The organism is Sphingorhabdus sp. M41, assembly GCF_001586275.1.
GTDB lineage: Bacteria > Pseudomonadota > Alphaproteobacteria > Sphingomonadales > Sphingomonadaceae > Parasphingorhabdus.
In genome coordinates this window covers 2954268-2971198 of the sequence record NZ_CP014545.1, presented here as the reverse complement: position 1 = coordinate 2971198, position 16931 = coordinate 2954268, and the positions used below count along the sequence as shown (strand labels likewise).

Sequence of the window (16931 nt, the reverse complement as noted above, 5' to 3'; positions counted from 1 at the left end):
GAGTTAAGTTGGTGGAGGCGTACCGCAGCTTTTGCAATCCGGGTCCTTGGGTAGATTGATGCTGCGCATCGAGGGCGCAAGGCCATCGAAAAGCTGGAGTTTCCCGACCGGGTCCTGGCCAAAGCCGGTGACCACGCGGATCGCTTCCATCGCCGCGAAACTGCCCATCAGACCGACCATCGCGCCGAGCACCCCAATTTCGCTGCAATTGTCGCAATCATCGGGGTCAAGCGCATCGCCGACAAAACAGCGATAGCAGGGCTTGCCTTCCTCCCAGCCGCGGAACGTGCCGAGCTGTCCTTGAAACTGACCAATCGCCGCGGAAACCAGCGGGATGCGGTGCTCGACCGAGAGATCGGAGACCAGCAGCCGGGTCTGATAATTGTCCGACCCGTCGATAATCGCATCAAAAGGCGCAAAAAATGCTGCGCCGTCCTCGCCCGGATGTTGCGCGGTAAGTCGTTGATTTATAGGAAATATCTCAACATCAGGATTGATGCGCTGGGCGGCAGCTTTGGCAACTTCGACTTTTTCTTTCCCGATATCATTTTCGCCAAATAAAACCTGCCGCTGCAAATTTGAAAGCGACACAATATCATCATCAAAAATTGTCAGCGCCCCAATTCCCGCCGCCGCCAGATATTGAATCGCCGGACAACCAATACCGCCCGCACCAACCACCAATATATGGGCATCCAGAATCTTCTTCTGCCCCACCCCGCCAATATCCTTGAGTACGATATGGCGGGCATAACGGTCGAGCTGTTCGTCGCTGAGTGGACTCATTCAGGCCAGCGGAAGGTGATCGCCTGACGGTACCATTTCTGATCGCCGGTTCTTTTGACCGCTCCATCGCGGCCGGCATATTTGGTCAGATGCTGAATGACGTAGGTTTCAAGCGGCCGGCAGCCGGTTTCTACGGGAACAACCTTGGTCACCCGGCCCTCGGGAGAGACTTCCAGCGCGAAATCGACCCGTGCGTGGACCCATCCGATATCGGTGGTCAGCTTGCAATCGGCCTTTTTTGCAATGCGTTCGGCCTGCCTTTCGTGCCGTTCCAGAATGGGCAGCTTTTTCTCAAACTCGGCCAGTTCCAGAGTGTAGAAATCAGCAGACAATTGCTTTATTTCGATGTCATCGGCGGCGGCAAAGGCTCCTGTAAGAGCGATGGCAGCAAGGATATTGATCATCACATTACCTCTTCAAAAACGATTCTAGCGATAATTTATACGCCGGTTGACCCGAAACCGCCAGACCCGCGTTTAGTCTCATCCAGATTTGTCACTTCGTTCAGAATTCCGCGCTGCACTGGGGCGACGACAATCTGGGCAATGCGATCACCGCGCTGGATTACAAAATCTTCTGCGCCGTGATTGATCAGGATGACTTTCAACTCGCCACGGTAATCGCTGTCGATTGTCCCGGGCGTATTGGGGATACTGATACCCTTTTTTAATGCCAGTCCGGAACGGGGGCGAACTTGAATCTCATATCCCTCGGGGATGGCGAAAGCGAAACCCGTTCCGACCAGTCCGCGCTGACCCGGCGTGATCATCAGCTCTTCCGCCGCGCGAACGTCCATTCCGGCCGAACCGGCAGTTTCATAGGATGGAAGTGGCAGATCGCCAGCGTGATCCAGCCTTTTGACGGCTATTTCAATTGGATCAAACATCAGGCTATTTCCTCGCTAATCTTGGTAACCAGACGTCTAGCGACCTCCATCTTGGGCAGACGTTCCCAGATTTCGGCACCGGCCCGGGTTACAATATGGACGCTATTATCGGTCCCGCCCATCACGCTTTCGCCAACGGGCCCGGATACGTCGTTGGCGACGATCCAGTCGCAGGATTTTTTCTCGAGCTTCGCTTTGGCATGTTCGGCAATTTTCTCTGTCTCGGCAGCAAAGCCGATCAGCAAGCCGGGGCGCTGTTCGTGCCGGGCGAGGCCAGCCAATATGTCCGGATTTTCCGTCAGCTTTAGCGGTGCAGGTGCATCACCTTTTTTCTTTATCTTCTGTCCGGACCGACTGTCCGCGCGCCAGTCGGCGACGGCGGCAACCATGATCGCGATATCGGCGGGCAGGGCGTCATGGACTGCCCTTTCCATCTCTATCGCGGTTTCGACATCAATCCGCATGACACCAGCTGGAGTTGGCAGGTGGACGGGGCCGGCTACCAAAGTCACCCTTGCCCCGGCGTCGGCTGCGGCGGCGGCAATGGCAAAGCCCTGGCGGCCGGACGACCGATTGGCGATATAGCGAACCGGATCGATCGGTTCATGTGTCGGTCCCGCCGTGACCAGAACATGCTTGCCGCGCAGCGGACGATGCTGGTCGGGAGCAAAAGCGGGCTGGCCGTGGAGCGGGTTGGCACCGAGCTCGGATTCGGTGGCGGAAATTCTAGGAAACGCCGAACCTATCTGCGCGTTGATCTGCGCCATCACCGCTTCTGGCTCGGGCAACCTGCCGGGGCCAAATTCGCCGCAGGCCATATCGCCTTCATCGGGCTGCATGACGATAATGCCATCGGATTTGAGCTGCGCAATATTGCGCTGGGTTGCGGCATGCTGCCACATGCGGACATTCATTGCGGGTACGGCCAATACCGAAGTGTCGGTTGCCAGCAGCAGCGTCGTTGCCAGATCGTCAGCAATCCCGCCCGCCATTTTGGCAAGGAGGTTTGCCGTAGCGGGGCATATGACGATCAGATCCGCCTCGCGCGATAATTGGATATGCCCCATTTCGGTCTCGTCTTTCAGCGACCAGAGCGTTGTATGCACTTCATTTTCCGACAGCGCCGCCAATGTCATGGGAGTGACGAATTGCGCTCCCGAATCAGTCAGCACGCAGCGGACAGTGAGTCCCGCTTTTTTGATCAGGCGAATAAGTTCCGCCGCCTTATAGGCAGCTATGCCGCCGCCGATGATCAGCAGGATATGTTTGGGTTTTACCATGTTGTCCGATTTAGGGCCAAGCAGGTCCAAAGCCAAGCAGCATGTGCCTCGTTTGATTCTTGGCGAACAAAGGTATAATGTCGAGAAAAATAAACCGGGGTCGCGCTTCACGGGTTAAATGACAGGGGAGGCGGCGATGAATATTCAAAAATATACCAAGCCAGCAATCACTTTGATACTCGCTGCGGCATTGTCGTCGTGTCAGGCCGCATCCAATGATGATGCGGTTGCGGAAGAAGTCTCGGGTTCTTTAGAGAGCGTTGGCGAGCCACTGTCGGAACAATCCGTGGCCGACGGGCAGGCGGCACCGACTGTCGTGGCCGAGGCAGATATGGCAAGCGCTCCGGTTAATGTGAGTCCCGCCGCGGAACCAGTGATATCCCGCGAAGTACCCAGCGCGGCTCCGGTCCATGGCGCAACCGAAGAGCCCCGGAGTCAGAAAACCACAGCTGAAAATTCGTCGATTTGGTGCTCTGCAGTCGGTCGTCGCTTGCCGCGGGCGCAATGTGAAAATTACGCTGAGCAGATCGCAGATCTACGATCCGGTGTCGCTGCGTTCAATCCTAACAGAAGCATGGTTAAGGGTGTTCCCACTGAAGTCCGGCTTGCGATTGGGCCGGAAGAGGAGAAAGAACGTACCGTCGAAAGAGCAGGTGGCGAAGGCGAAGCCCAGACTGCCGAGATTGAGATTGGGGCAAAAATGCGGGCTCGACTGAAGGGGCGGGCCTTTGAAATTGATCCCGCTGAACCGGTCGATCAGGTCATGGGGAGGAACCGTCGCCAAGTGTGGAATTGGGACGTGACGCCGCGACGTGACGGTAGTCATCAATTGTCCGCCGAGATCACTGTTTTGGCCGAGGACGGCACTGTTCTTGAAAACCAGTCGAGCAAGGTTATCAATGTCACCGTTGTCGTATCAGAAGCCGAGCGGGCCGCACTTGAGCGCGAGAGATTACTGAAAAAAAGACAAATATTGGAAGAAGATGTAGGCTGGATAACCAGATTTCTAAAAATTCTTGATGATTTTTCTTTGGCCCTGTTAGCATTTCTCACGACAATCATTGTCGGTGTGATCACCTTGTTTGTCCGAGCCAAAAAAGCGAAGCAGGCAGAGGCAAAGGGCGATCAGCAGGAAGGGAATGGCGTTTCACCAGCCGATCCTGAATAAATTTACCAAGCGGTTGCGGAATATTATCCCAAAAGCAACATGGCACCAGCGCTTGCCGCACCTGCAAGCACTGCCGTCAATGCATAGCGCCAGAATCCGCCGCCTTGGCCTTTTTTCCGCTTCTCCCAAATCAACTCGACATCGGCTACCGGTGGCGGGGGCGGAGCGCCACCTTGGCGAGGGAGTTGCTGGTCCAGACGCCGGACAATGTCGGGGAGTAGCAGCAACGTGTCGAGGTCCGCATTGATCCGGTCGGCAATCGCCGCTTCCGGACCAAGTTCGCCGCGGATCCATTCTTTCACATAAGGTCCGCTGGCGTCCCACATGTTGATAGTCGGGTTAAGATCGGTGGCTATGCCTTCGACCATCACCATCGTCTTTTGCAGCAGCAACAGATGCGGCTGGGTCTCCATGTCGAAATCGCGGGTGATTGCGAACAGCCCGTCGAGCATGTCGCCGACCGACAATTCGCTCACCGGTCTGCCGCGCATCGGTTCACCGACCGCGCGCAGCGCCGTGGCGAAATCCTCCATGCTGTGGTGATCCGGGACATATTGTGCTTCAAAATGGATTTCAGCGACACGTTTGTAATTGCCGGTGGTCAGGCCATAGAGGATTTCCGCCAGCCACACGCGTGCCTTTTTGTTGATCCGGCCCATGATACCGAAATCAATGGCGACAATCGTGCCGTCTGCCTTCACGAACAAATTTCCCTGATGCATATCTGCGTGGAAATAGCCGCCCTCAATCGCCTGCTTCAGGAATGTGTGCACCAGCCGACTCGCAATCGAATCCAGATCATGGCCCGCCGCGAGCAGCTTATCGCGGTTCGAGATTTTCACCCCATCGACCCAGTCGAGCGTCAGTACCCGACCGGATGTCCGGTCCCAGTCGATAGCCGGAATTTCATATTTTTCCACCTGGGCCATATGTTCGGCCAGCTCGGACGCGCTCGCTGCCTCGCGACGCAAGTCCAGTTCACGCATGGTCCAGCGGCGGAAATTGGCGATGACCAATTGTGGACGGAGACGCTTGGCCTCGCCACCCATTGCCTCGAGATGGGCCGCAGCCCATTCGTAGGTTTCTATGTCCTGGTTGAATTTTTTGATGATCCCGGGACGCAGCACTTTCACCGCAACATCCTTGCCCTCCAGCGTGGTCGCACGGTGAACCTGGGCGATTGAGGCGGCGCCCACCGGATCGGGATCGATATGACTATAGAGTTGGTCCAGCGGTTTGCCGAGGCTGAGTTCAATCTCGTCGCGGATCAGGTCAAAGGACACGGGTGGCAGGCTGTCCTGCAATTGCAATAGATCGCGCGCCGCTGCTTCACCGATCACATCGGGGCGGGTTGCCAGCGTCTGTCCGAGCTTGATAGCCGCCGGACCAATGGCCTGCAGCGCAGCCGAATAATTGGGTTCCTTCGGCTGAAATGTACCGATCCGCGCAATGCGGAACAGGCGGCGAACCTGTGGCGGTGTTGCCTTGTGCTTCTCAAGATCGCGCAGCGCGCCATGTTTGGCGAGTGTACGGCCCCATTTGAGCAGGCGAAATATATGGATACGGGAGCTGGTCATCGGGTGCGGTTGTTCAGACTTTCCAGCCGCTGTGGATCGCGACCAGCCCGCCCATCATGGGCTCAACTTTTGTCTGGCTGAATCCGGCGGCCTGAATCATGGCGCGAAATTCTTCCATCGGCGGGAATTTCGCGATCGATTCGGCGAGATAGCGGTAGCTGGCTTCGTCATTCGCCAGGACTTTACCGACTTTGGGCAGGATATGGTGGGAATAGGTTTCATAGACCTTGTCAAAGCCGGGCCATCTGGTTTGCGAAAATTCCATGCAATAGAAACGCCCGCCATATTTCAGCACGCGATGGGCTTCAGCCAGGGCCTTGTCGATATGGGTGACATTGCGAATGCCAAAGACGATCGTATAGGCATCGAAATGGGCATCGGGAAAGTTCAGTTGCTCGGCATTTTGCTGGCTCCAGACCAGACGTGTCTCATCTTTTTCAAGGGCCCGTTCGACGCCTTCGGCCAGCATTTCTGCGTTGATATCCGCGACCGTGATATCGGCGCCGCTGTCAACCATGCGAAAGGCAATATCGCCGGTGCCGCCGGCCATGTCGAGTATAGTTTCGCCTGCGCGCGGTTTCACGCGGCGCACGAAGCGATCTTTCCACAAGCGGTGGGTTCCGGCGCTCATTGCGTCGTTCATCACATCATATCGGGATGCAACACTGGAGAAAACCGCGCCAACCTTGCCGGTCTTTTCGCTTTCGTCGACCTCTTCATAGCCGAATGAGACGGTTTTGCTTTCGATAGCCATTTTTTGCTCGTGCTGAATATTTGTTTGAAATCCCGAGTAGACGAGCCTTGGCAGCACTGCAATCACTCTATAGCTGCCCTTTGAACCGTATCGGATAAGGAACGTCATGCCCGAGTTGCCCGAAGTGGAAACGACAGTCGCCGGTTTGCGGCCGGTGCTGGAGGGGCAACGCCTTGCTCTGGTCGAACCACGTCGCGCCGATCTGCGCTGGCCGTTTCCCTTAGATTTACGGCAAAGGATGACGGGCGCGGTGGTAACAGCGCTCGGCAGGCGGGCGAAATATGGGTTCATCGAAACCGATCGCGGTGATGTCATGATCTTCCATCTCGGCATGTCGGGCCGTTGGCGAATTGACCCTGAAGAGATCGAGAAACATGACCATCTGCTGCTAGAGACGGATTCCGGTCACCGGCTGGCGCTCAATGACCCGCGGCGATTCGGTTCGCTGGATATCGTGCGCGTCGAGGACCTGGACAGTTACAAACCTTTTATATCGATGGGCCCGGAGCCGCTGGGGGACAATTTCACCGGCAGTTACCTGAAGGCTGCGACCAAGAATCGCAAGGCACCGATCAAGCAATTGCTGCTAGATCAGCGAACGGTCGCGGGACTCGGCAATATTTATGTCTGCGAAGCGCTGCACATGGCGGGAATATCTCCACGACTGAAGGGTAGCGCGATATCAAAGCCGCGCTATGAACGGCTCGTTGCCGCGATAAAGCAGGTTCTGTTCGCGGCCATCGCGGCCGGTGGATCATCGCTGCGCGATTTCGTGCAACCGGACGGGCAACTGGGCTATTTCGCAAAGGATTGGCGAGTCTATGGTCGGGAAGGGAAGGCCTGTGAATGCGGCGCAACCGTGTTGCGGCGAGTCGACAGCGGGCGGTCGACCTTTTACTGTTCGCAATGCCAGAAATAAGCGGTTCACTAAGCTATTGACGAGAATCGGAAGCCACGCTATTGCCCGCCGTCTTGAGCCGGAAGCGATACGCACCGTCCCGGCATTTAATTTCAGATTTTGAGGGTTTTTCATGGCTAATACGCCGCAAGCAAAAAAACGTATCCGTCGCAACACGCGCCGCACCGCGATCAACAAAAATCGCCTGAGCCAGATCCGCACCAAGATCAAGGCTGTAGACGCAGCGGTTGAGGCCGGTGACAAGGACGTGGCAGCGGCAGCGCTCAAGGCCGTACAGCCTGAATTGGCACGCGGTGTTACCAAGGGCCTGTATCACAAGAATACGGCTTCACGGAAGTTCAGCCGTCTGACAAAACGGGTTGCCGCGCTGCAAACAGCTTAATCAGCCCCGTATATCCAAAAAGAATAACCCGTCCGATTGTGGCGGGTTTTCTTTTGGGCGATCGAGTCGCGCAGATCCGGGATGCCTCTCCCGAGACCGGCGGACATTTCTGTTTTTTCTTGTGCAGTCGATCCGAAAAGGTTCAAGTCTGTGCTGGGCGTCAATTTGCCGTCGTTCAAAGCCGGTTCAGCCCGGCTTCTCTATGTTGCGCATCATGATGGTGGGTAATTTGAAGGAAGAAATATGACTATTTTCGCGAAACACGTCTTCAACCGCAAGGGGTTGGCGATGTTTGCGCCGCTTGCGCTTCTGTCTCTGGCGGCGTGTGCAACGCCGTTTCGCGCCGACGTTCAGCGGTTCGTCGCACTTCCTGACACCACGGGCCAGAGCTTCGCCGTGGTTGCCTCTGATCCCGATTTGTCCGGCGGACTCGAGTTCGGTCAATATGCGATGCTGGTCGAGCAGCGGATGCTCGACCTTGGATATCGGCGCAGCGACGATCCGGCTGCAGCAGAGCTGATTGTCAGCATGGACTATGATATCGACAAGGGGCGTGAAAAAGTCGTTGGCGACATTGACCCATTTTATCCCTCTACCCGATTTGGCGGCTATTACAGACGCCCCGGCTATCGCTATGGTTTCCACGATCCGTTTCTCTACGGAGGCTATGGTTTTACCGGCTATGACGGCGTCCGCAGCTTCACCGTGTATACCACGGAGCTGGATATGAAGATTGACCGGGCGATTGATGGTGAACGCCTGTTCGAAGGCAAGGCCGAAGCGTTATCGCGTTCGAAGAATCTGACCTATCTAGTACCGAATCTGGTGGAAGCCATGTTCACCGACTTTCCGGGGAACAGCGGCGAACGGGTCCGGATTTCGGTCGCTCCCGAGAAATAATAGACCAGAAACCCTCTGGCTTGAAAGCTATTCAGCTTTCAAGCTGGCGGAGGAGCATCCGGACGTCATTGTCCATTTCGCTATCTTCACCGCGCAGATGTTCGACCAGCTTTACCGCATGGATAACCGTGCTGTGGTCGCGGCCGCCAAATTTCCGGCCGATTTCTGGATAGCTGCGCGGCGTCATCACCTTTGCCAGATACATAGCGACCTGCCGCGGCCGGGCCACAGCCCGTGCGCGGCGTTTCGATGACATTTCGTTACGATCGAGCCGGTAATATTCGCAAACTGTGCGCTGAATCTCGTCAATCGTAATCCGGCGGCGACAAGCGCTCAATATATCGGATAATTGCTCTTCGGCCAGCTCGCGGCTGATCTCGCGTCCGGTCAGCTGCGCATAAGCCAGCAGCTTGTTGAGTCCGCCCTCCAGCTCGCGCAAATTGCGGCTGATGGTGCGAGCGAGAAAATCCACCACTTCTTCTGACACCTGCTGGTGCGGCATGGTGGCAAGGCGGTGCTTGAGAATGTCGCGACGCAGCTCGAGTCCAGCAGATTGGATATCGGCAACCAGCCCCATGGACAGACGCGAGAGCAGGCGTTGATCGACGCCATCAAGCGCTTGCGGAGGGCGATCCGCTGCAACGACAACGCGTTTGCCCTGACTGATCAGCGAATCGACGGTGTGGAGAAATTCCTCCTGCGTCGAGTTTTTGCCTACAATGAACTGAATGTCATCGATCATTAGCAAATCGGCTTCGCGCAGCGAGGCCTTGAATTCCATGCCTTCGTTGCGACGCATGGCCGATACGAATTCGATCATGAATCGTTCGGCTGACATGTAAATGATGGTCGCCGAAGGAAATTCTTCGCGAAACGCATGGCCGATGGCGTGCATCAAATGGGTCTTGCCCTGGCCGGTTGAGGACTGGAGGTAGAGCGGACTGAAAAGTGGCTTTTCGGTTGCGGCTGTGCGCTGGGCGGCATTGAGCGCGAGAACATTCGAATTACCGGCGATGAATTGGTCAAAGGTCATCCGCGGATCGAGGTCCAGGCGAAACTTGCTTTCGGAAGCAATTTTATATTCGCTTTGTTTGCCTGCACTATTGGCATGCGAAATCTGGGCAATTTTGGCCGCCCCTGATGGAGCTTGAAAGACAATGTCCTTGATCGCCGGATGATGAACTTTCCATGCGAGCAGGAGCCGCTCGGCATAGCGATCACGGACCCAGGCGGCAGAAAATTCTGAAGGGAGTTCAAGCTGTAACAGACCTGTGTCCGAATCAAAAACAGAGAGCTTGATCGGCTTGATCCACTGACCGAAAATCTGTGCGCCCAAATCACGGCGCAGACCCGCACAGATTTTTTGCCAAATAGTTTCCAAATTTTCTGAAATTTGGCTTTCAGTTATCCCCGACTCATTCCCAGACAGATCGTCAACCCGATCAGATACGCTTTCGTTCACAAACATCCCCCGACATAATCCCTTTGGACCGCACGATAGCAGCACCAATATTCGACTGCAGATTTCACACACGCGACCATCAACCGCCCCCAGCCATGGGAATCAATCAGGCGCAAGAATCTATGCTGAAAACACGTTTTCAATCATAATTTTCATTGTCATGTGAGGCTTGGAAATCGCATCCTGAGCCACCAGCCGAGATTCGTTAGTAAGCCCCTCGAGCCGAGTCGATCAAGAGCGGCGCTGTAAAAAAATTGAAATATATCGGTTGACAGCGGCAAGCCGTGGATATTGCTAAATATCTTTTTAACCCATTGAATTATATGAATTATATGCTGTGGATAATAGGGGATAAGATGCGAATCGCGGAGTCAGCTTAGGTTCTGTTAAAATGGTTAATCGGCGCAGCAGATCAGTGTCAGAAACCTGCTGCCGGCAATCTTGTTTGCAAACTCTAGCAAATAGGCTTGCCAAAGGCGCCATGATTTGGCAATGGCGCTCGCCTGACCTCGACGATGCAATTATGCATCTAGTCATGGGGCGATTAGCTCAGTTGGTAGAGCGCTTCGTTTACACCGAAGATGTCGGCGGTTCGAGCCCGTCATCGCCCACCACCATCCCGATGTGAAATCGGCGTTGGTTTGTTCAAGAGATATGCTTCAACCGAAATTTACTACTGTTATCACGCAGGCCAGCGACAGGCCTGCGGCGAATATTAATGGCAACAGGCGCAGTCGGTTGTCGGGCAACTGAGCGGTGGAAAAGTCATCGCGGGGCCGGCTCCCCGTTATCATCGGTCGGACGAGTTTCTCTCGCAACACGAAGCGGTAAACGGCAATTGCCGTAATGTGCAGCCCGATTAGCCCTGCCAGCAGGTTGAAGTTGAATTCGTGAAACTCGGCAAATTGTCTGCCCGTATCGAAAGACACTAGTACCGCTAGCGGCCCTGATTCGAGGCCATCGACATCAACGGAAAATAATCCTGTCGTAACCTGGGTAGTCAGCGCCAATAACAAGGCAAAGACGCTGAGCACAGCCAGAGGGCTGTGGCCAAAGGTCGCGCCATGTTCCCGGCTGCGCAATGTACCGATATAGGATTTTATCGACCCGATTTGGCGTACCATTGGGAGAAATCGTGCCGTCCATGTACCGATCAATCCCCATATAAGCCGAAATAGCACCAGGCCAAACATCGTCAGGCCGAAGCCTTTATGCCAGTCCATATAGCCCTCTTCTGCGGTCCACCAGAGCAGGGGGGCCAGAACCACCATCAGCCAGTGTACCAGCCTGATGGCAGCGTCCCAGACCATAATTCGGGCTGAGCCGGTTGTCATGGCGGGCTAGTCGTCCAGCCGATATTTGTCATGACAGGCCTTGCACGTGCCACCCGTGGCCTGAAATGCGGTCGCAATGGCAGCGACGTCGCCTCCCTGGGCAACCGTTTCGAGCTTTGCGGCCGCTTCCTGCATTGCCGTGACCTTGTCAGCGAAATCTGCTTTGTTTTCCCAGATGATCGGCAGCGCTTCCGTTTTTACGCCGGACTCTGGTCCCGTGCCGTCTGGAAACCAGTCGACCATCCCTGTCGCCTCTTTCGGAACGACTGCAGCAGCGGTCTGGATCTGCGCCAGATCCGGGCTACCCGCTTTCAACTGATCGCTGATCGCCTTGAACGCCTTGCCCATCTTCTTGAGTTGCGCTTGCCGTAGCTCGATCTGATCTTGCACCGTCATTCCACCGGGAAGCTCGACACTGGCGGTGTCGGATGCCACATCGGTTTCGGTGTTCTGTCCGCAAGCTGAAAGCAGGGTCAGCCCGGCGAGTATCGGTAGCATGATTTGAATTTTGCAGCGTTTCATCGAATTCTCCAAAAGCTCAGGATGCTCGAGAATAGCGAAATCAGGTATAAACACAATCGGTTCTACTTTTGGAGAATCGATGACCGGTTTTACCCGGTTCAGCAATCGGCGTTTCAGAGAGTGTAGCTCAGCTTTCTGCCAGCGTTTCTTCCATCAAGGCCGCTGCCTTGGCGCCATCCCAATCCATGGCGCCGATCACCCGCCATACTTCTTTCCCCTGCGCGTCATAGAGGACGGTGGTAGGCATCAAGCCGGAGCCGAAGCCGAAACTCAAACCGTTTTCGGGGTCGACATAGGGCTCCAGTTCCTCAAAATTGCCGCGTTCGAAGAATGGGATAACTTTTTCCGCGCCCTGGATATCCTGCGATACAACAAGCACCTTGAGCCGGTCTTTCTCGCGTACTGCCAGTTTGTCGAGCATCGGCATCTCGACAATGCAGGGCGCGCACCAGGTTGCCCAGATGTTCACCAGTAGCGGCTTGCCAGCGAAATCGCTCAATTGCACAGTGCTTCCGTCGGGCGCCTCAAAGTTAGTATCAACCATTGGCCCGCCGCGTTGGGAAATGTCCAGCTTGCCAACCATGCCCTGACCGCTCTCGATGCTCTCGCCTTCTTCCTGAGCCTCGGTGCCAGCAAATTCTTGCCCCGCTTCGCTCGAGCCTCTATCGCAGGCCGCTAGGTTCAACACCAAGACCATGAACAGGACGGTACGCATCACAAAAGGCACAAAAAATTCCAATATCATGTGGGGTGGCAGATTTGCCGATGGCCCTTCCTCAATCATGCGCGAGATAAACGCCTCGATCCCGTTCGACAAGAAATTATGGCGGCACGATATTCGCGCGAGCCTGGCGCATGTTGCCATGTTGGCGGATCAGGGCATTGTCGAAGCGGAGGACGCGACGCAGATCATTAATGGCCTGAACCAGATCGCGCAGGAATATGAAGCCGAAGGCGTTGCTGAAGATCTCGACCTCGAAGACATTCACATGCATGTGGAGGCTCGGCTCTCCGAAATTATAGGTCCCGTTGCGGGCCGACTGCATACTGCGCGCTCACGCAACGACCAGGTGGCGACGGATTTCCGGCTCTGGGTGCGCGATGCCATGGACATGGTCGATAGCGCGCTGGCCGCGTTGCAGAAGGCGCTGATAGATCGTGCCGAAGAGCATGCCGAAACGATCATGCCAGGCTTCACCCATTTGCAATCGGCCCAGCCTGTGAGCCTCGGACACCATCTGATGGCCTATTTTGAAATGGTTCGGAGAGATCGTTCGCGTTTCACCGATGCGCGGAAGCGGATGAATGAATCGCCGCTCGGCGCTGCTGCGTTGGCCGGGACGGGATTTCCGATTGATCGTGAAAAAACAGCAACGACGCTGGGTTTTGATAGCCCTACCGGCAATAGTCTCGATTCGGTTTCCGATCGGGATTTCGCGCTCGACTATCTGATGGCAGCAACCCAGTGCAGCTTGCATCTCTCGCGGCTGGCGGAAGAATTTGTCATCTGGGCGAGCCAGCCTTTCGGCTTTATCAAACTGCCCGACAGTTTTTCGACCGGCTCCTCGATCATGCCGCAGAAACGCAACCCCGATGCCGCAGAACTGGTGCGTGGCCATTGTGGACGAATTGCAGGGGCGATGAACGCGCTGGTCATTACGATGAAGGGACTGCCGCTCGCTTATTCGAAAGATATGCAGGACGACAAGCCACCGGTGTTCGAAGCCCATGACCTGCTTGGCCTGTCAATCGCGGCTATGACGGGAATGGTCGCAGAAGTGGAATTCAGCGGCAGCCGGATGCGTGCACTTGCGGAGTCGGGATATTCAACCGCTACCGATTTCGCCGACTGGCTGGTGCGGGAGGCGAAATTGCCGTTTCGTGAGGCGCATCATGTCACCGGTGCCGTGGTGGCATTGGCCGAAGAGCAAAGCTGTGGTTTGGCCGACCTAACGCTAGAACAGTTTCAAGCGATCGATGGCCGGATCAATGCCGACGTATTCAGCGTATTGAGCGTCGATGCTTCCGTCGCCAGCCGATCAAGCTATGGCGGGACTGCCCCGGATCAAGTAAGGGTTCAGATCGCAAAGGCCAGGAAAGCGCTTGGCCTGGAGAGTTGATATGAACAAAATCCATTCTATCCTGCTGTTGACCGGTGCGACCCTTGTTCTGGCAGCGTGCGGCAATCGTGGTGCATTGCAACCGGCCAAAGGCGAGGCGCTACCACCCCCTGTCTATGGTGAAATGAAAACGCCCAGCGGCGAAGACCTGCTGGTGCCGTCGAGCCAGGCCATGCCGGAGCGCAGCGATGAACTGCTGCGCCGGTCGGAAACGCGGCAGGATGACGAATTCGATCTGCCGCCGCCCGGCTGATCCCCTTCCACACGTTTGAAAGTATAAGATATTGGACCATTTCCAGCTCAAAAATGGTATATTGCACGCGGAAGATATTCCGTTGCCACAAATCGCGAAGGAGGTCGGGACCCCGGTCTATGTCTATTCGCGGGCAACGCTTGAACGCCATGCGCGGGTCTTTCGCGAGGGGCTGAAAGATGCCGGCAAAATCCATCTCGCTTTCGCGGTGAAAGCAAACCCCAATCTGGCGGTTCTCAGAATATTGGCAAACCAGGGCTATGGTGCGGACGTGGTATCCGGCGGCGAATTGCAGCGTGCTCTGGCGGCCGGGATGAAGGCGGAAGACATTGTTTTTTCCGGTGTTGGCAAGAGCCGCGAGGAATTGACGCTCGGTCTCGACAAGGGAATTGGCCAGTTCAATCTGGAATCGGAAGAAGAAGGCGTGATGCTCGCAGAGATAGCGGCTGCCCGCGGTGAGAAGGCTTCGGCAACTCTTCGCGTCAATCCCGATGTAGATGCGGGAACGCATGCGAAAATTTCGACTGGCAAGAAGGAAAATAAATTTGGCGTCGGGATCGATGTCGCGCCTGCTATCTACGCGCGTTTGTCCAAGCTTAAAGGGCTGAACCTGCGTGGCGTTGCCGTGCACATCGGCAGTCAGCTCCAGAGCCTTGACCCGCTCGAAAAATGCTATGCCAGAATGGGTGAACTGGTGGCGCAGCTGCGGAGTGCAGGCCATGTCATCACCAATGTCGATTTGGGCGGCGGATTGGGTGTGCCGTATAAGCCGGAAGACAATCCGCCGAGCCCGGCGGAATATGGTGCCATGGTCGCGCGGGTAACTCGGGATTGGGATGTCACCCTGATGTTCGAACCCGGCCGGGTCATAGCCGGGAATAGCGGCGTCATGATCACCAAGGTCATCCGGATCAAGCCGGGCGTGAACAGCGATTTCGTGATTGTCGATGCGGCGATGAACGATCTTATGCGGCCCGCTATTTATGATGCCTGGCATGATTTCGAGGCGGTTGAACCGAACGGCGAGACGATGGTTGCTTCAATCGTCGGCCCGATCTGCGAAAGCAGCGACATTTTTGCCAAGGAACGGGTCGTCGATCGCGTCGAGACAGACGATCTGGGAATATTTCGCACCGCCGGCGCCTATGGGGCGACGATGGCGAATACTTATAACAGCCGTCCTCTGGTGCCCGAAGTGCTGGTTGATGGTGATCGATATGCAGTGGTCGCCGAACGAATCGAACCGGCGACTATCATGGCTGCGGAACATGTGCCCGACTGGCTGAAATAATGCGCCACGCCCGCGATTGTCGGGGTGGCCAAATATATGGGTGAATGCCATGAACCAATTGCCTATTTTCGTTAATTTGCAGGGTCGCAAGATTCTTCTCCTAGGACGTGGCGAAATGGCCGACGCCAAAAAGCGACTCTATGAGCGTGCCGGAGCGGAAATCACCGATGATGAAAATGCCGACGGGCTGACGCTGGCTGTGGTTGCGCTGGAAAATGACGATGAGGCGATTGCGGCGGTAGCGCGCCTGAAAGCCAGGGGCCTGCTGGTCAACGCCGTCGACCGGTCTGCGCTGTGCGACTATACCACTCCTGCGATAATTGACCGTGACCCGGTGCTGCTTGCGATAGGCACAGGTGGAGCTTCGGCAGGATTGGCCAAGGCGCTGCGGCAGCGGCTGGAGCAATTGCTGCCCGCCAGTCTGGGGACGCTGGCAACCGCCTTGCTGAATGCGCGGGAGCGGATTCAGCAGACGTGGCCGGACGGTGCTGCGCGACGCAAGGCCATTGATGCAGTGCTCGACCCCGGTGGCCCGCTCGACGTGCTGGCCGATCATGAATTGGAAGATTTGGAGGCATGGCTGGACCAGCCGCATGGGCAGTCCCGTTCGCAAGTCATCGATCTCGAGCTGTCGAGCGCGGACCCAGATGACCTGACCCTTCGCCAGGCACGCTGGCTGGGGCAGGCGGACCAGATTTTTACGAGTGACGATGTGCCGGCAGCGGTGCTGGATCGTGTGCGTGCCGATGCGCAGCGTTTCACCCTGACATTGTGGGACGAGCGTCCGACAACCGGATTGACCTTGCGGATACGGATGAAGCCGTGAACGGATTTTCCCAGATCGCCGGTACCGATATCGTTATCGTGCTGCAAACCGCCCTGGCTCCGGCGTTTCTTCTCGTTGGCATTGGGGCCATGCTGAACCTTTTCGCCGGACGTCTCGCGCGGATTATCGACCGTTCGCGCGACCTGCAGGAATTGTTCAAGTCCACCACCGGCAGGGACCATGAGCTTGTGGTTGCGGAACTGGGGGATCTGCAGTTGCGCATCCGGATCGTCAATCGTGCCATATTTCTGAGCGTTGTGAGCGCAATCACTGCCTGCGCGCTGATCGGCATGCTTTTCATCATGGAGCTAACCGGAGTCGACCTCTCTCTCGCTATCGGGTGCGCCTTCGTCGTTGCAATCAGCCTGCTTTCGCTCGCTCTCATCCAATTCTTACGGGAGGTGCGGATTGGGATTCGTGACTTCATGATCCGCGAAGAATATCTGGAAACATCCGAGCGAATAAAATGAA

The 16931-nt window shown here is 56.0% G+C and carries 19 protein-coding genes and 1 tRNA gene; 10 read left to right on the top strand and 10 right to left on the bottom strand.

What is annotated here, in order from left to right; genetic code table 11:
• Positions 1-3: 3 nt before the first annotated feature.
• The 4 genes from AZE99_RS14175 to AZE99_RS14160 are packed head-to-tail and all read right to left on the bottom strand — an operon-like array spanning position 4 to position 2952.
• Positions 4-786: a HesA/MoeB/ThiF family protein gene (locus AZE99_RS14175; protein ID WP_067202421.1), complete on the bottom strand. Its 783-nt coding sequence runs from the start codon at positions 784-786 to the stop codon at positions 4-6.
• Positions 783-1190: a hypothetical protein gene (locus AZE99_RS14170; RefSeq protein ID WP_067202418.1), complete on the bottom strand. Its 408-nt coding sequence runs from the start codon at positions 1188-1190 to the stop codon at positions 783-785. The genes AZE99_RS14175 and AZE99_RS14170 overlap by 4 nt, the downstream gene beginning before the upstream one ends.
• Before the next feature lie 35 nt (positions 1191-1225).
• Entirely contained in the window at positions 1226-1672 is a 447-nt protein-coding gene (gene dut / locus AZE99_RS14165) for a dUTP diphosphatase (protein WP_067202415.1), read from the bottom strand.
• Positions 1672-2952: a bifunctional phosphopantothenoylcysteine decarboxylase/phosphopantothenate synthase gene (locus AZE99_RS14160; RefSeq protein ID WP_067202412.1), complete on the bottom strand. Its 1281-nt coding sequence runs from the start codon at positions 2950-2952 to the stop codon at positions 1672-1674. Before AZE99_RS14160 ends, dut begins: the two co-directional genes overlap by 1 nt.
• A gap of 316 nt (positions 2953-3268) precedes the next feature.
• On the opposite strand from AZE99_RS14160, the gene AZE99_RS16195 reads away from it, so the two are divergent.
• A complete protein-coding gene (locus tag AZE99_RS16195) occupies positions 3269-4120 on the top strand; it encodes a hypothetical protein (protein WP_231862628.1) in 852 nt (283 codons plus the stop codon).
• A 23-nt stretch (positions 4121-4143) separates the two neighbouring features.
• Here the strand turns inward: AZE99_RS16195 and ubiB are convergent, their stop codons facing one another.
• Both ubiB and AZE99_RS14145 read right to left on the bottom strand, forming a co-directional pair.
• Positions 4144-5697, bottom strand: a complete 1554-nt coding sequence (gene ubiB / locus AZE99_RS14150; protein WP_067202407.1) for a 2-polyprenylphenol 6-hydroxylase — start codon at positions 5695-5697, stop codon at positions 4144-4146.
• A gap of 13 nt (positions 5698-5710) precedes the next feature.
• Complete coding sequence (locus AZE99_RS14145) at positions 5711-6451, bottom strand: class I SAM-dependent methyltransferase (protein ID WP_067202404.1); 741 nt, start codon at positions 6449-6451, stop codon at positions 5711-5713.
• A 106-nt stretch (positions 6452-6557) separates the two neighbouring features.
• Here AZE99_RS14145 and mutM point away from each other — a divergent pair, with 106 nt between their 5' ends.
• From mutM to AZE99_RS14125, 3 genes are all read left to right on the top strand, one after another.
• Positions 6558-7370 carry a bifunctional DNA-formamidopyrimidine glycosylase/DNA-(apurinic or apyrimidinic site) lyase gene (gene mutM, locus AZE99_RS14140; RefSeq protein WP_067202401.1) on the top strand — a complete coding sequence of 271 codons (813 nt, stop codon included), beginning with the start codon at positions 6558-6560 and terminating at the stop codon, positions 7368-7370.
• A 112-nt stretch (positions 7371-7482) separates the two neighbouring features.
• Positions 7483-7752: a 30S ribosomal protein S20 gene (rpsT, locus tag AZE99_RS14135; protein ID WP_067202399.1), complete on the top strand. Its 270-nt coding sequence runs from the start codon at positions 7483-7485 to the stop codon at positions 7750-7752.
• A 243-nt stretch (positions 7753-7995) separates the two neighbouring features.
• Positions 7996-8652, top strand: a complete 657-nt coding sequence (locus AZE99_RS14125) for a DUF4136 domain-containing protein (RefSeq protein WP_067202394.1) — start codon at positions 7996-7998, stop codon at positions 8650-8652.
• 31 nt (positions 8653-8683) lie between these two features.
• On the opposite strand, the gene dnaA is transcribed toward AZE99_RS14125, so the two are convergent.
• Positions 8684-10120, bottom strand: a complete 1437-nt coding sequence (gene dnaA, locus AZE99_RS14120) for a chromosomal replication initiator protein DnaA (protein ID WP_082788400.1) — start codon at positions 10118-10120, stop codon at positions 8684-8686.
• A 532-nt stretch (positions 10121-10652) separates the two neighbouring features.
• Between dnaA and AZE99_RS14115 the strand changes: the two genes are divergently transcribed.
• A tRNA-Val gene (locus AZE99_RS14115) sits at positions 10653-10728 on the top strand.
• 45 nt (positions 10729-10773) lie between these two features.
• On the opposite strand, the gene AZE99_RS14110 is transcribed toward AZE99_RS14115, so the two are convergent.
• The 3 genes from AZE99_RS14110 to AZE99_RS14100 all read right to left on the bottom strand — a co-directional run bounded on the left by AZE99_RS14110 (position 10774) and on the right by AZE99_RS14100 (position 12754).
• Complete coding sequence (locus AZE99_RS14110; RefSeq protein ID WP_082788399.1) at positions 10774-11448, bottom strand: cytochrome b/b6 domain-containing protein; 675 nt, start codon at positions 11446-11448, stop codon at positions 10774-10776.
• Positions 11449-11454: 6 nt separating this feature from the next.
• Complete coding sequence (locus tag AZE99_RS14105) at positions 11455-11970, bottom strand: c-type cytochrome (RefSeq protein WP_156472285.1); 516 nt, start codon at positions 11968-11970, stop codon at positions 11455-11457.
• A 127-nt stretch (positions 11971-12097) separates the two neighbouring features.
• Positions 12098-12754, bottom strand: a complete 657-nt coding sequence (locus tag AZE99_RS14100) for a TlpA family protein disulfide reductase (protein WP_231862627.1) — start codon at positions 12752-12754, stop codon at positions 12098-12100.
• Here AZE99_RS14100 and argH point away from each other — a divergent pair.
• Genes argH through AZE99_RS14075 form a run of 5 tightly spaced genes read left to right on the top strand, consistent with a single transcriptional unit; the run spans position 12714 to position 16930 of the window.
• The gene (gene argH, locus AZE99_RS14095; protein ID WP_067202384.1) at positions 12714-14090 is read left to right on the top strand and encodes an argininosuccinate lyase; all 1377 of its coding nucleotides are present in this window, start codon (positions 12714-12716) and stop codon (positions 14088-14090) included. The genes AZE99_RS14100 and argH overlap by 41 nt on opposite strands.
• Before the next feature lies 1 nt (position 14091).
• Complete coding sequence (gene lptM / locus AZE99_RS14090) at positions 14092-14343, top strand: LPS translocon maturation chaperone LptM (RefSeq protein WP_067202381.1); 252 nt, start codon at positions 14092-14094, stop codon at positions 14341-14343.
• A 31-nt stretch (positions 14344-14374) separates the two neighbouring features.
• Positions 14375-15634: a diaminopimelate decarboxylase gene (lysA, locus tag AZE99_RS14085; protein WP_067202378.1), complete on the top strand. Its 1260-nt coding sequence runs from the start codon at positions 14375-14377 to the stop codon at positions 15632-15634.
• Between the two features lie 49 nt (positions 15635-15683).
• The gene (locus AZE99_RS14080; protein ID WP_067202375.1) at positions 15684-16460 is read left to right on the top strand and encodes a precorrin-2 dehydrogenase/sirohydrochlorin ferrochelatase family protein; all 777 of its coding nucleotides are present in this window, start codon (positions 15684-15686) and stop codon (positions 16458-16460) included.
• A complete protein-coding gene (locus AZE99_RS14075) occupies positions 16457-16930 on the top strand; it encodes a DUF2721 domain-containing protein (protein WP_082788398.1) in 474 nt (157 codons plus the stop codon). Before AZE99_RS14080 ends, AZE99_RS14075 begins: the two co-directional genes overlap by 4 nt.
• The last annotated feature ends 1 nt before the right edge of the window (position 16931 follow it).